This is a genomic window from Trichocoleus sp. DQ-A1 (assembly GCF_039961955.1).
GTDB lineage: Bacteria > Cyanobacteriota > Cyanobacteriia > Cyanobacteriales > FACHB-T130 > FACHB-T130.
In genome coordinates, this window is record NZ_JAMPKE010000001.1 from 307,295 (window position 1) to 319,930 (window position 12,636).

The following is a 12,636-nucleotide window of genomic DNA, read 5'->3' on the forward strand; positions in this document are numbered from 1 at the left end:
AGCTAACGAAGACATACAAAAGCTGGAAATCATTCAAAGCAAGAAGATTTGGATGAACCACAAATAGGAGGCTTTCTAAGCCACAAACGGTGCATTTATTAGCATCTTGTGTTTTTGAAAGAGGAACTGACGCTGATGACAGCAAAATTTTTTAAGTCAACTATCAAATCCCTGAGCATTCTTTCTGCGGTTGCCTCGCTCCCGCTGCTCTTGAACGGGATGAGTGCAAACGCTGCCGGGATTAGTGCTTCTCAGATCAACCCTGAGATAAATGAAGTGCCCATCGATATGCACGGTGGGAGCTATGAACAGCCAACAAGACAAGCGCAGCTGATTCCCGATCCAACGGGGCGTAATGAAGGACCAACTGTGCCCGTTGAAAACACAGCGCCTGCAAAATTTAATCCCCTTGCCCGCTATTCTCCCTCACCCGCGCCGATGCTAAAAAGCGGTAGTCAGGGAGCAGTGGTGACAGAAGTTCAGACAGTATTAAAAGATCGAGGACTCTATAAAGGCGGAATTGACGGCGTGTATGGGTCGCAAACGCGCTCAGCCGTTATCGCCTTCCAGCAGTCGAGAAACTTAAGCCCGGATGGGATCGTTGGCCCTCGGACTTGGGAAGCGATGATTGCAGCTTAAAGCAGATACAGAACGATGGGCACGCTCCTGCTGGAGAGTGCCAATAAAAGAGAAAATGCTGAAAAAGTCAAGCAGCGAAACAAACAAAGGCTGCCTATGCAGCCTTTGTTGATTTCGCCCCAGGATGAGAGGCTGGGGGGAATTATCCAAGCCTTGGGAAACTTTACTGTCCCTTCTCGGTGAGGGAGATCGACAGCGTCAATAATTCCCCTCCAGCTCACTATTCGTTTGAGATTCAGAGGAACTGTCTTCGATAGACTGCTGAAGTTCATCTGCCTTTTGTCTTTCTATTAAAATGGCTTCTCGTTCAGATGCCCAACGAGCGATCGCTCCTTGCGCTTCTCGATAAAGTGCCCGACCGTAGCGAATCCTAGAAGCCTTATTAATTGCCGCAGTGAGCCGCCCATCAGCCGCTAAAGCGTTCGCCTCGTTAAGAATCGGCGTATCTTCAGCGATTTGAATTTGCGTTACCCAATCGCTCAGCGATGCCTGTGCCTCAGAGTACAAAGCACGTCCAGGAGCGATTTTGGAGGCAGCTGCAACCGCCGCCTGGAGATTTCCCTGCTGAGCCAAACCTTTCGCTAAATCTAGGCTCGGTCGGTCTTCCATCGTTTGGATAGCTTTAGTCCATTGGGCGATATAGGTTTGCGCCTCTATCCGCAAAGGCTGACCCAGCTTAATCCGGCTTCCCTCCTCAACCGCCGCCCTCAAACTTTCTAGAGTTCCCGGTGTTGCCAGCTGTTTGGATCGGGCAAGGGCGATTCGGTCTTGAATTTGTTGAATTTGCTTTCGCCAGTGGGCAATTTGAGTTTGGGCTTCGATGCGTCCGGGTCGTTTGGGCGCGATCGCTTGGGCTTGGCTAATCGCAAATTCAAATGCCAACGGTTGATCGAAGCTGGCTATTGTTTCGGCAAATTGCATTTGCAGCCGATCTTGTAAATTAGATTCCCAAAGCGCCTCGGTCACTCGTGCTTGCTGGCGAAGCGGACTTTTTGGGGAAATCTGACGCAGCGCCGCTTGCGCCTCTAGGAAGCTGAGGATTTTATTTTCCTGAGCAACTGCATAAGAACGACTCAGTTGAATCCAATCTTGAGCTTCCTTATAGACTGAAGCCTTCGGAGGAATCAGCTGGGCGGCGGTAATGGCACGGTCAAACTCTTCCTTCTCGAAATGCTCGGCAGTTATTTTTAGCAACTCCTGGCTCCAGAGATTGATTTCGGCTTTTGCCTTTGATTTGACATAGGTGTTGGGGTTCACCTTTCCTGCCAGGGCGATCGCTGGCGCGTATCCCTCAGGTGTCTTGGCTTCGGCAAATGTCTGCGCCTCTTCTAGCTGTTGCCAAGCTTTTTTTTCCTGACTCATCCGATCGATCAGTTTATCGAGTTGTTTTTGATCCCAGTAGCGGTTATCGAGACGAGACAAAGCTTGTATTTGCAAAGAAGCTTCAAACCACTTTTGTTCTTTTAAAGTTGCTAAGAATTTTTTGGTAATCTCCTGACCCTGCCGCCAATCCCCTTGCCATTGTTTCATTGCTGCTTGCACCTCTGGATACAGGGGGCTAGAGGAGGGAATTTGGCGGGCAATGGCGATCGCTCCCTTTAAATCTCCTTGGTCAATTCTCTGACGGGCGATCGCCAAGAGCGATCGCGACCAGTCTTCCATCAGCCGAGTCGCTTCTGGATACACCGGGTTATCGGGGGACAAGCTCTTGACGAACTTCATTGCCTCCACCAGCTGCTCTAACTTGCCCGACTGAGCCGCCTGCTGGGCGCAAGTCAACCGATCCATTTCCGGAGCCAAAGGCGACATATTTTTACAGTTAACTTGGGGAGGAATCGTTGCCAGCAAGAAGAAAGCCGCGAGTGCCGTCCCACCCAACCCGAAGATGATACTCAGCCACAACAGCCACCACTGCCAAATCTTATTTCGCCGTCTCAGCGGTGTCAGAGGCGGCTGCATCGCTGAGGCAGGGGCTTCAGTTTGCTCCGCATCCTCGTCCCGGAGCTTGGTGGCAGATGCGCTGGCATTCGAGACGACTCTAATTACCAGTTTGCGTCCCTGCCGTTGCCGCAATCGGTTTGCCGTGCGTACTTGAAATTCATGTAATTGTCTTTTCACTACCATCTCACTACCACTACCCTTGAGTCCTCGTTTTGCTGCTCCTGCTTGATGACATCGATCCGGAGCCGAATCGCCGTCAGCGTAAAGGGTCTAAAACTGATAATAAAAGCTTTAAGTTTGTAGGGGTAAAGCTTTTGTGAGTGAATTTAGAGATCGAGCTGATTTTTTGCACCCGTGCTTCGCTCTTACATAAGTTATCCTGAAATTCAACTCAATTAGGGATGATGAAAAACAGCTTCTACCCCATTCATCACGATTGGTCGGCACACCAGCCGCCTACACTCCCGATAACATGACTAATAAGTGGCATATTGAGTTATTTCCTAGAATTGAGGTGGGATGAGCCTTAGCATTCGGCATTGGCTGGCGGAACGCAACATTGAACTGGCAACCTTGAGGCACCCAGGCACTCAGATTGCCGGGATTGCCTTTCGCATTGTCCGGGATATGGAACTCAAGAGCCTGACACCTTTTGATATTAGTGTCTTAGCGGAAGTCTTAGAACTACCTTTGAGAGCAGCTTGGGAAGTGGCAGGCGTAGCTTCCCAACTTTGTGTGGGGTTGCTGCGTATCCTGAGTCAAAAAAAGCCCCTGAAGCGCAACGAAGGAACCTGGCTAACTTTCCAAGTTGCTTACCTGAACGCCTTACAAGGAATTTTAGAACAAGAATCTCAACTGAGAAGACCGTGGTTGTCTCGTGCAGGCGTCCCAGGTGAGTCAGAAGACTTGTACGGGCAGGTCTGGGATGCGCCCCTTTCCGATCCCCAGTTGCAAGCCTTACTGAAAACTTTGCGTCCCGGACGCCTCACCGATAGTCAGGCAGAACAAGCGCTGAGTATGGTGGGCGACTCCTTTCTCGTGCAGCAGATGAATAGTACGGGCATTGCCTGGTTGATCGCTAATGGTGCCGAGGAAACAGAAGCCAAGCTAATCGCCCAACGCCTGGTTCACGGACTCCCAGGATATTTACTTGCCGCGATCGCTGAAAATGCCCTGCCGCTGGCACAACTACAGAAATTTGTCCAGCTAGGGAATTTATCAACTTGGCAGGATACTCCTGGTGCGGGAAACCCGGAGCGGAAGCGTTCTGGGTTCTCCACCACTTTGAATTTTGAGCCAAATCAAAACTCAGACCCAAACACGCCACAATTTTCGCTGAACCTCGAACGAGAACGCTATCGAGCCAGCCTTCTACAATCTTTGAGCGAACCGTTACTGGCAGAACCTTTTGCCCTAAAGGATTTATACGTCCCTTTGAAGGGAGTGCTGCTCGAAGAAAGCTCCACCCGGTTAGAGACGAAAAATCCCAAGTCAGATCCGACCACGACACCGCTTGCCGCTAACGCCGTACCTGCGAAACCCGTGGATTTAATGGAGTGGGTCACGGCTCAGCTAAATGATACGACCAGCATTGCGGCGATCGAGAGTCTTCCGGGCACGGGCAAGACCAGTTTTTGCCAAATATTGGCATCAACCGTTGCTCAGGAGCTTTACCCTAGATGGATGCCAGCGTTCATCCGACTCAAGGACGCTACCTTGGGGCAAACTTTGGAGCAAACCCTGAACTCTGCCTTCCCTTGGGGCAGATTTACAGATGCAGATGGTTGGCTTTCACCAATGCATCCTCCTTGCTTGTTGATTTTGGATGGCTTGGATGAATTGCCCCGCTCAAGCCACGCAGGGCGTCATTACCATGCCTTCCTGAACCAGCTGATGCAGTTTCAAGGGGAAGCAATGGCGTCTTTTGAGGGCACGCCCCGCCACAAGATTATTCTGACCAGCCGGACAACTGGAAGAGAAGGAGAATATTTCGATCTTGCCTCTACTCTGATACCTTTGCCTCACGATTTGCGGCGGCGGATTGCAATTCAGCCAATGGAACACGAGGAGTTCCGGGAGTGGTTCAAGCAGTGGTCGAAACTGCAATCGAAAGCGATCGCTCAAGGATATTTCGCCTTTGTCAAAGAAAGAGGCGGCTTTTCGACTCGTCCCGTTGGCACCCCAGGCGCTGCTAACGTACTCGCCGCCCTCGTCCGCAAGCCTTTGATGCTCTATCTACTGGGTATCTTGCATCGAGATGGACTGCTCAACGACACGATCTTTCACCTGACATTACCCCAAGCGAAGTTTGAAATTTACGACCGGATTTGCCGCTGGCTTTTGGCATACCCCGAAGCTGGCAGCGGTTCCATGCCTTTTGTGATTCGGGAAGGTCTGGCTCATGCTTACCGCAGCAATGATGCGATCGCTCATCTCCTGCAAAACCGACGCCCCCAAGACCTACGCCACCAGATGCAAGTGGCGGCACTGACCATTCTGCAAACAGGTCGCCATCAAGCCCCCCAATCCGCTGTAGAGGCGACCTTTACCAGAATGGTGACGGAGTCACAGAAACCGATAAACCCCCGCTTACAGCCGTCAGATGACACCCTGCCAGCCTTTTTCTTCCACACTCATCACTCAGCGATCGAGTTTTCTCACCGCAACCTGGGAGAATATCTCTGCGCTGAAGAAATTGCCACTCAGCTGCAAGCCCTCACCCTACCAGTCCAAGATACCTACGGTGAATTCACCTTTGCGATCCACTCGCCGGTTAATGTAGCCCAGCATCTTTATCAATTACTGGGTTATGGCGTATTGTCAGTTGAAATCGAAGACATGGTAATTGAGCGACTGCGGCGGATTTTTGAGCGCAACCCGGCTCAGTTTAGCTTCAATGTTTTGTTTGAACGCCTCTATCGGTTTTACCGCACCTACTGTCGAGGTCGCTGGCTAGATGAAGGAATCGCCCACCAGTGTCATACCCAGTTGCAGGCGTTGCACAACCCCTTAAAAATCTTGCAAATCGATGCCGCCGTTGGGCTGAATGTCTTCTTGTTGCTCAGCGCGATCGCAAAGCAGATGCGCGAAGCACATCTCGGTCATCGGGCAACGCAGATTTCTTTCTGGCCTTGCGGCAACCCCGACCTGCCATCTGAATTTGACGCCGAAGCACTGCTGACTTTAATAGGTCGCACTGTTGTCCTATCTCCCACCGCCTTTTGGCAGAGGGCGCGGCACAGCCTCAGTCAATTACAGCTACGCTCTGCCTGTTTGAATCATGCTCTGTTAGCAGAGGCTAACCTCTGGCAAACCAATCTGTTAGCGGCTGAGCTAGCAGGAGCCAATTTAGCAGGTGCCAACCTCCAGCAAGCTAATTTGTCTTGGGCGAATCTCTCCGGTGCTGACTTATCAGGAGCCAATCTTGCTGGAGCAAGGCTTGAAGGGGCAAACTTAACGGGCGCTAACCTGCAAAGAACCAATCTTACGTTAGCGAACATCACTCATGCCTGTCTGTTTCAAGCCCAGTTAGATGACCAGAACCACTACTTTGCCCGGAAAAATGGTGCCCTATTTTCCTTGGAAGAGTTCCAGGCATACATTCAAAGATTACCCCGTCTCAAACAGGCTGGAAGCGCTCAGGACAAAGGCAGTGCAGATTCTGAACCTACAGTGTTTCTGATAGAAAGTGCCGAAGGAGAACCGATGTTGCCGGAAGAACCTATGGAGGATGAAGACGATGAAACGGTGATTGCAGAAACTTCTTCTACCCTAGGGGAACCCTTAGCATTCCAAGAAGCTCCTAAGGTAGATTCCCAATACGATGATGAGACGGCGCTAGTAGAAAACCCTCAACGAAGCAATTAGCTGTTAAGGATGTTAAAAACTCTAAAACCGTATGAAGTATTCGTTGGGTTTCGCTAACGCCCAATTCCACTTACTAGCGCTAGTGGGTCTATTTGTAAATGTTAGGTAAAGGAAATTTGGAGCAGCGATTTAATCTCCAGTTTTCCCGCCCTCAGTTAGCCCACTGAATCAAACTAGACAGCCTGCTACAAGCGTTTTTCACTAAACTTTAATCAGCCTGTAGTTACGCAAAATTTTCCGTCCCTACAAACGGTTTAAAAAATTATTGATATAGCAGCAATCGGTATTAAAAAGTGGATTCTACCGTCTACTGATTACCCGTTCTCCGCTTGAGACCCAGATTCCGGTAATTTGTACCCGTAGAAGTTAATGCAATATTCACTAATCCGAACCCCTGTTTGTTGTTCAATTTCTTTAAGCAGGGTTTCAGGCAGTTCTACATAAACATCTAAAATCTGATTGGTATCCAGACAGTTTACGTGACTGTGAGCGTCGCTGATATTGCCGTACAAACGACCATCCGCACGCTCAATACACTCAATAATGCCTTGAACCGATAGCGCTTCTAAATTTTGATACACGGATGTATGACCGATGTCCTTACCTTGGTGGTTCAAGCGGTCATAAATTTCTCGCGCCGACAGGTGTTCTTTCGCTTGCCACAGCAATTCCAGAATGAAGCGGCGTTGACGGCTCACGCGCATACCCAGCGCTTGACAACGATTTAAGGCATCCTCTAACGAGCGAATAGGTTTGACCGCTGCCGCTTCTTTTTGCATACTTTAGACTTTAACACGCTTGCCTGCTAATCCAAACTCATTTCCACTTTAACCTAGCCATTCTCGGAATGTCCACCGTCCCAATATTCTAGGACAGCACTATCGAGTGCAGCCGATTAATTGATTCTATTGTTGCAGTAAATTTTCTTCTAGAAGCCGGGCGATCATGGCGGTTCTAGAAGTGACACCTAACTTGCCAAAAATCCGGCGTAAATAGGTAGCAACTGTCCAATGAGTGATGCCTAATTGATTTCCAATGCACTTGTTGGGAAGACCCTGTGCTACCAATCGGGCAATCCGCTGTTCTTGGGGGCTGAGGCTAATCCCGCGTTCTGACTTGGGGCGACAACGCACCAGATAATAGTGGGTTCCGTCAACATCAGATTCAAAGATTACTTCATCCACCGTCTGATCAGATTTTTGAATCCCTTTGGATGGACTAACAGAATCAACTTGTTCTACAAGGTGCTTGAGCATTTCTTGGGGGATCATGGCCTCTCCTTGTTCTTTGGTTTTCATTTAACGATCAGAACTCGTAATTTCACGCAAAGTATCAGGAGTAGATGCCCGATCTTTATCAAATCTTCACAAAGCCTTGTGGAAAATACTTACTTCCTGACATAGTGCTGCTACAGGAAAATTGAGATGGATTTCGGAGATGGATGAATCCCCCAGATTTTTTGCTGAATGCATCGTATCCGCTCTATGCTGAAAAACCTGGAAGCGAAGACTCAAGTTGCCTGTATTGTAAAGATTGCAAACCTGTACGCCGTATGGTTGCTGAAAGAATATAAGACTAAAGTGCGATTAAGTGAGATTAAGTGCGATCGCGCTGAGAGAATATCGCCAAACAAAATGTCTGTTAACGCAGTTATAACAGCGGGGATAACAAAAAGCTAACGACATCTTACAGCTAAAGCTCCTTTCTACCCTGGTCAAAAAGGGAAATGACGGTGGAAAAGCTATCAAAGGACATCAGGCGAATTGCCACTAGCCCGACACAAAGCGTGGGACAACTAATTTAGAGCCGGGACTGACGTGACGGAGCAAGGCTGCAACAATGTAGAGAGAAGCCAGCGCTAGCCAGCGCTATTGTCGGCATTCAAAGTGTGTCACCTTAACAATGGTTCAATGACGACAGCAATCGCGCTCAATTCTGACTTAATTCAAACTCTGGATCTGTCGCCGGTGCAGTCGGCGATCGAAAAGTTGCTCCAAGAGGGAGCGATCGCATCCTCGGAACAGCAACTGCGTTTTGAGATTGACTATCCCCGCGAACCGGAAGATCCACGAGAACTCTCCGAAATCCCAGAAGTCCGTCTATGGTTTATTCGCTTAGATGCCCAATATCCCTGGATGCCCTTTCTGCTGGATTGGAAATCCGGTGAACTCGCCCGCTACACTGCTATGCTCGTGCCACACCAGTTCAATCGGACAGAAGGGATTGAGTACAATCCCGAAGCCCTAGAGATTTTTGTGATGCAAAAAATCTTTGTCCTGACACAATGGATGAAGCAGATGGGAATCCCCAGTACCTCTCGTGTAAAGTCAATGGCTAAAATGCTGGGCTATGAGCTGGATGATGCCTTCTTTGAGTTAATCGGCTGATATAGCCGTCCTAAATGCTTCGTGAAAGCGAGATCCCCGACTTCTCTAAGAAGTCGGGGATCTAAACCACTGGTATCTCACAACTAATATGGGATTACTATTGCTATAGATACATAGATAGCAGATCAGCCTCCTAACTCCTCAGCCGTCTTTCACTCACTCCTCAGCCCTCAATCCTAAACTCCTAACTCCTCAGCCGTCTTTCACTCACTCCTCAGCCCTCAGTCCTCAGTCCTAACTCCTAACTCCTCAGCCCTCAGTCCTCAGTCCTAACTCCTTTTTAAAGATAGCCTTCCAGCGTTTCAGGTTAAAATCAATTGCGGAAGACTCTAAAACATTGGGAGAGGTTCCGTTGCCTACACTTGGCGTCAATATCGATCACATTGCCACCATTCGGCAGGCACGACGGACAGTAGAACCAGATCCGGTGGCAGCAGCGGTGCTGGCAGAACTTGCCGGTGCCGATGGGATCACGGTGCATCTGCGGGAAGACCGGCGGCATATTCAAGACCGGGATGTGCGATTACTGCGGCAGACAGTGCGGACTCATTTAAATTTAGAGATGGCACCCACCGACGAAATGGTCGCGATCGCTCTCGACATCAAACCCGATTACGTCACCCTCGTGCCCGAAAAACGCGAAGAAGTGACGACAGAAGGCGGATTGGATGTTTCCAGTCAAATCGACCGAATTGGGGAAATGGTGACAAAGTTGCAAGACGCCGGAATCCCCGTCAGCTTGTTCATCGACGCCGATCCCGGTCAGATTATGGCAGCTGCGATTATTAAGGCGAAGTTCATTGAACTGCACACGGGTTGCTATGCCGAAGCAGCAGATGAAACCAGTCGAGAGAAGGAATTAGCCGTGTTAGCCAAAGGATGTGAGCAAGCGCGTGCTGCTGGCATCCGGATCAACGCCGGTCACGGTCTTACCTACTGGAACGTTTACCCTGTTGCTTGCCTTGAAGGGATGGAAGAACTCAATATTGGTCATACCATTATTAGTCGAGCAGCTCTTGTCGGAATAGAACGAGCCGTTCGAGAGATGAAACAAGCAATGTTCGGTCATTGGTAACAACTGAAGTGTCATGAGTGATGAGTCTTCAGTCACTCGCTAATGACTCATCACCGATTGCTAACAACCCATTACCCATTAACAACCTATTAAGATGCAAAATTACTACTACGTTCTGGCTAGCCAACGCTTTTTACTTGAAGAAGAACCCTTGGATGAAGTCCTCAAAGAGCGTACCCGTAACTACCACGAACAAGAAAAAGAAATTGATTTTTGGCTAGTCAAGCAACCGGCATTTTTAGAGGCACCGGAAATGGCAGCAATTAAGGCTCAGTGCCCTCAACCTGCTGTGGCAGTCATTTCTAGGAATTCCCAATTTATTACCTGGTTAAAGCTGCGGTTAGAGTTTGTGCTGAGCGGGGAATTTCAGGCACCTTCCCAAAGTATCCCTAATCCACTTGCTTCCCTCGCATCCGTTTCCTGAGAAGGCAAAAGTAAACAGTTAAAAATTAAGGAAAAAAGCAAAAAGGAAAAACTGAAAACATGAAAAAAATCTTTCTTTTGCCTTTTGCCTTTTTTCTTTTGCCGGGTGCAGTTGCGTCTGCTCAATCGTCGCCTCCCACTTGCCAGCCGCCTCCCCAAGGCGAGTATTTGGTATTAGTGGGAAGCCAAACGAGGGAAAGTCAAGAGCAAATCCAACGAACGTTACCTAACAACACAAGTACGTCAACTTGTAAATATCTTGAAGATACGATGACGCGGATTGGTGGCTTCAGGAGCGTGGAAGATGCCAACGGTTGGGCACGTTATCTGAATGAGATTGTTGGGCTATCGGCTTTCGTTCTCCGACCTCCAGAGGCACCGGCAAATCCAAATGCACCCACCTATAAACCGCAGGCACTCGGTGCTGGTTATGCGGTGTTGGTGGATTATTCAAGCAAACCGGAAGTAGCGGCTCAAGTACGGCAGATGTTGGGCGGCGATGTAGGCTTGGTTTCCTATGCCCAACGTCCTTATTTACTGGCAGTTTACACAACCAATCCAAATGAGGCAAATTCGGCTTTGAGAAGATTGAGCGATCGCGGTTTTTTGGTGATGCTAGTCGATAGCCGCAGAGTGACACTGCTTAGATCGTCAGTGGTGAGTAAATAGCCAATCGTTGTGGTGAGTCATTGGTCCCTGGTTGCACCCTAATCACTAATAACCAATGACTAATAGGCTGGCCCTGCTAAGCAGGAGACAGCGATACCCAGAGCTGATCCGACAATCACCTGAAACGGCGTATGTCCCAGTAACTCCTTGAGACGATCTTCGTTAAACTTGTGATGTTCTTGAAATAGCTCATCGATGATTTGGTTCAGGATGCGAGCTTGCTTACCCGCAGCCTGACGGACGCCAGCGGCATCGTACATGACGATAACGGCAAAAATGGTGGCGAGTGCAAATTCAATACTGTCCCACCCCACCGTTTGTCCAATGCCGGTTGCCAGCGCTGTTACCAATGCTGAATGAGCGCTTGGCATCCCGCCAGTGGTGACTAAGACGCGCACATTCACCTTGCCATGTTGGGCTAAGTCGATGATCAGCTTGGATGCTTGAGCGATTAAACAAGCTACGGTCGCAACCAGTAGCACATGGTTTTCTAGGATGTGGGCAAAGTCCTGCATTTTGTTTTGCGTTGGGTAAAAACGAGCAGCATGGTTCGGATGAGCTTTAAGGAGTGGGGGGTCGAGAATTCAGGATGAAACAAACGGATCGTCCTGCTTATTTTCTAGTGAGTGCGAGTAGTAATGAAATCTGCGATCGCAATCAGGGGATTGGCTTTCTCTCCAAAAATTGCCAGTTCTCCTTTAGCAGCGTCAATCAGTTGCTGAGCCTGAACTTTTGATTCCTCCAGTCCCCAAAGTCGCGGGTAAGTTGCCTTTTGTGCTTGGATGTCTTTCCCGGCAGTTTTACCCAACTCCTCCTGAGTCGCCGTGATATCCAAAATGTCATCCACAATCTGAAACGCCAACCCAATATTTTGGGCATAGCGAGACATCCGTTGCAAGTCCGCTGATTCTGCTCCCGCTAAAATCGCGCCGGAGACCACACAAGCTTCTAGGAGCGCCCCTGTTTTGTGAGTATGAATGAAATTGAGCGTTTCTTCCTGAATATCCGGCTTTCCCTCAGATTCCAAGTCAACGACTTGACCGCCCACCAATCCGGCAGCACCAACTGCTTTGGCTAACTGAGCAATCACCTGCAAAACTCGCTCTGCCGGTACATTCTGGGTATTTGAGGCAATGAACTCAAAGGCGTATGTCAGTAGACCATCCCCCGCCAGAATGGCAATATCTTCACCATAAACCTTATGGTTGGTCAATTTGCCCCGCCGGTAGTCGTCGTTATCCATCGCCGGTAAGTCATCGTGAATCAAGGACATGGTATGAACCATCTCCAGGGCGCAGGCAGTGGGCATCGCCATTTCTAGGGTGCCTCCAGCCAGTTCGCAGCTGGCAAGGCAAAGAATCGGACGCAGGCGCTTGCCTCCAGCCAAAAGCGAGTAGCGCATCGCCTCATAAATTTTCTCTGGATACGTGACTGGGAGGGAACTATCCAGAGCTGCTTCTACCAGAGCCTGTTGTTGAGTCAGGTAGGTTGAAAGGTCAAAGGTCGCCGATTCACCTTTGGGAGCATGAAGGTCATCTGTCGCTAACATCCCGTGATTCCTTGTAGCACAGTCGTTTCCGTAACAATTTTACGGGGCTTTGGGTCACAAAAAGTGATGAGTTATGAGTTATGAGT

The 12,636-nt window shown here is 49.3% G+C and carries 12 protein-coding genes; 7 read left to right on the forward strand and 5 right to left on the reverse strand.

Annotated features, from left to right (window positions below):
- The first annotated feature begins 135 nt into the window (after positions 1-135).
- The gene (locus NDI33_RS01355) at positions 136-639 is read left to right on the forward strand and encodes a peptidoglycan-binding domain-containing protein (protein WP_190678356.1); all 504 of its coding nucleotides are present in this window, start codon (positions 136-138) and stop codon (positions 637-639) included.
- A 15-nt stretch (positions 640-654) separates the two neighbouring features.
- The gene (locus tag NDI33_RS01360) at positions 655-822 is read left to right on the forward strand and encodes a hypothetical protein (RefSeq protein ID WP_206753699.1); all 168 of its coding nucleotides are present in this window, start codon (positions 655-657) and stop codon (positions 820-822) included.
- A 15-nt stretch (positions 823-837) separates the two neighbouring features.
- Here NDI33_RS01360 and NDI33_RS01365 read toward each other — a convergent pair whose 3' ends face one another.
- Positions 838-2,757, reverse strand: a complete 1,920-nt coding sequence (locus tag NDI33_RS01365) for a hypothetical protein (protein WP_190678357.1) — start codon at positions 2,755-2,757, stop codon at positions 838-840.
- A 342-nt stretch (positions 2,758-3,099) separates the two neighbouring features.
- On the opposite strand from NDI33_RS01365, the gene NDI33_RS01370 reads away from it, so the two are divergent.
- Positions 3,100-6,447 (forward strand): pentapeptide repeat-containing protein, encoded by a 3,348-nt coding sequence (locus NDI33_RS01370; protein WP_190678358.1) that lies wholly within the window; start codon positions 3,100-3,102, stop codon positions 6,445-6,447.
- A 314-nt stretch (positions 6,448-6,761) separates the two neighbouring features.
- Here NDI33_RS01370 and NDI33_RS01375 read toward each other — a convergent pair whose 3' ends face one another.
- Positions 6,762-7,226, reverse strand: coding sequence for a Fur family transcriptional regulator (locus NDI33_RS01375; protein ID WP_190411365.1), 465 nt, complete (start codon positions 7,224-7,226; stop codon positions 6,762-6,764).
- Positions 7,227-7,352: 126 nt separating this feature from the next.
- The gene (locus NDI33_RS01380) at positions 7,353-7,745 is read right to left on the reverse strand and encodes a helix-turn-helix transcriptional regulator (RefSeq protein WP_242033252.1); all 393 of its coding nucleotides are present in this window, start codon (positions 7,743-7,745) and stop codon (positions 7,353-7,355) included.
- Positions 7,746-8,357: 612 nt separating this feature from the next.
- Between NDI33_RS01380 and NDI33_RS01385 the strand changes: the two genes are divergently transcribed.
- From NDI33_RS01385 to NDI33_RS01400, 4 genes are all read left to right on the forward strand, one after another.
- A complete protein-coding gene (locus tag NDI33_RS01385) occupies positions 8,358-8,834 on the forward strand; it encodes a CRR6 family NdhI maturation factor (RefSeq protein WP_190411366.1) in 477 nt (158 codons plus the stop codon).
- Positions 8,835-9,186: 352 nt separating this feature from the next.
- Positions 9,187-9,909 carry a pyridoxine 5'-phosphate synthase gene (locus NDI33_RS01390; RefSeq protein WP_190678359.1) on the forward strand — a complete coding sequence of 241 codons (723 nt, stop codon included), beginning with the start codon at positions 9,187-9,189 and terminating at the stop codon, positions 9,907-9,909.
- Between the two features lie 94 nt (positions 9,910-10,003).
- Positions 10,004-10,333 carry an MgPME-cyclase complex family protein gene (locus tag NDI33_RS01395; protein WP_190678360.1) on the forward strand — a complete coding sequence of 110 codons (330 nt, stop codon included), beginning with the start codon at positions 10,004-10,006 and terminating at the stop codon, positions 10,331-10,333.
- 59 nt (positions 10,334-10,392) lie between these two features.
- Positions 10,393-11,001, forward strand: coding sequence for a hypothetical protein (locus tag NDI33_RS01400; protein WP_190678361.1), 609 nt, complete (start codon positions 10,393-10,395; stop codon positions 10,999-11,001).
- 59 nt (positions 11,002-11,060) lie between these two features.
- On the opposite strand, the gene NDI33_RS01405 is transcribed toward NDI33_RS01400, so the two are convergent.
- Positions 11,061-11,516: a divergent PAP2 family protein gene (locus NDI33_RS01405; protein WP_190411370.1), complete on the reverse strand. Its 456-nt coding sequence runs from the start codon at positions 11,514-11,516 to the stop codon at positions 11,061-11,063.
- A gap of 104 nt (positions 11,517-11,620) precedes the next feature.
- A complete protein-coding gene (gene crtE / locus NDI33_RS01410) occupies positions 11,621-12,550 on the reverse strand; it encodes a geranylgeranyl diphosphate synthase CrtE (protein ID WP_190678362.1) in 930 nt (309 codons plus the stop codon).
- Positions 12,551-12,636: the final 86 nt, after the last annotated feature.

Excerpts from the sequence above, each read along its gene's own strand:
- NDI33_RS01395 (WP_190678360.1), top strand. The coding sequence starts at position 10,004 with ATGCAAAATTACTACTACGTTCTGGCTAGCCAACGCTTTTTACTTGAA.
- NDI33_RS01400 (WP_190678361.1), top strand. The coding sequence starts at position 10,393 with ATGAAAAAAATCTTTCTTTTGCCTTTTGCCTTTTTTCTTTTGCCGGGT.
- NDI33_RS01370 (WP_190678358.1), top strand. The coding sequence starts at position 3,100 with ATGAGCCTTAGCATTCGGCATTGGCTGGCGGAACGCAACATTGAACTG.
- NDI33_RS01380 (WP_242033252.1), bottom strand. The coding sequence starts at position 7,745 with ATGAAAACCAAAGAACAAGGAGAGGCCATGATCCCCCAAGAAATGCTC.
- NDI33_RS01375 (WP_190411365.1), bottom strand. The coding sequence starts at position 7,226 with ATGCAAAAAGAAGCGGCAGCGGTCAAACCTATTCGCTCGTTAGAGGAT.
- NDI33_RS01355 (WP_190678356.1), top strand. The coding sequence starts at position 136 with ATGACAGCAAAATTTTTTAAGTCAACTATCAAATCCCTGAGCATTCTT.
- NDI33_RS01360 (WP_206753699.1), top strand. The coding sequence starts at position 655 with ATGGGCACGCTCCTGCTGGAGAGTGCCAATAAAAGAGAAAATGCTGAA.
- NDI33_RS01385 (WP_190411366.1), top strand. The coding sequence starts at position 8,358 with ATGACGACAGCAATCGCGCTCAATTCTGACTTAATTCAAACTCTGGAT.
- crtE (WP_190678362.1), bottom strand. The coding sequence starts at position 12,550 with ATGTTAGCGACAGATGACCTTCATGCTCCCAAAGGTGAATCGGCGACC.
- NDI33_RS01405 (WP_190411370.1), bottom strand. The coding sequence starts at position 11,516 with ATGCAGGACTTTGCCCACATCCTAGAAAACCATGTGCTACTGGTTGCG.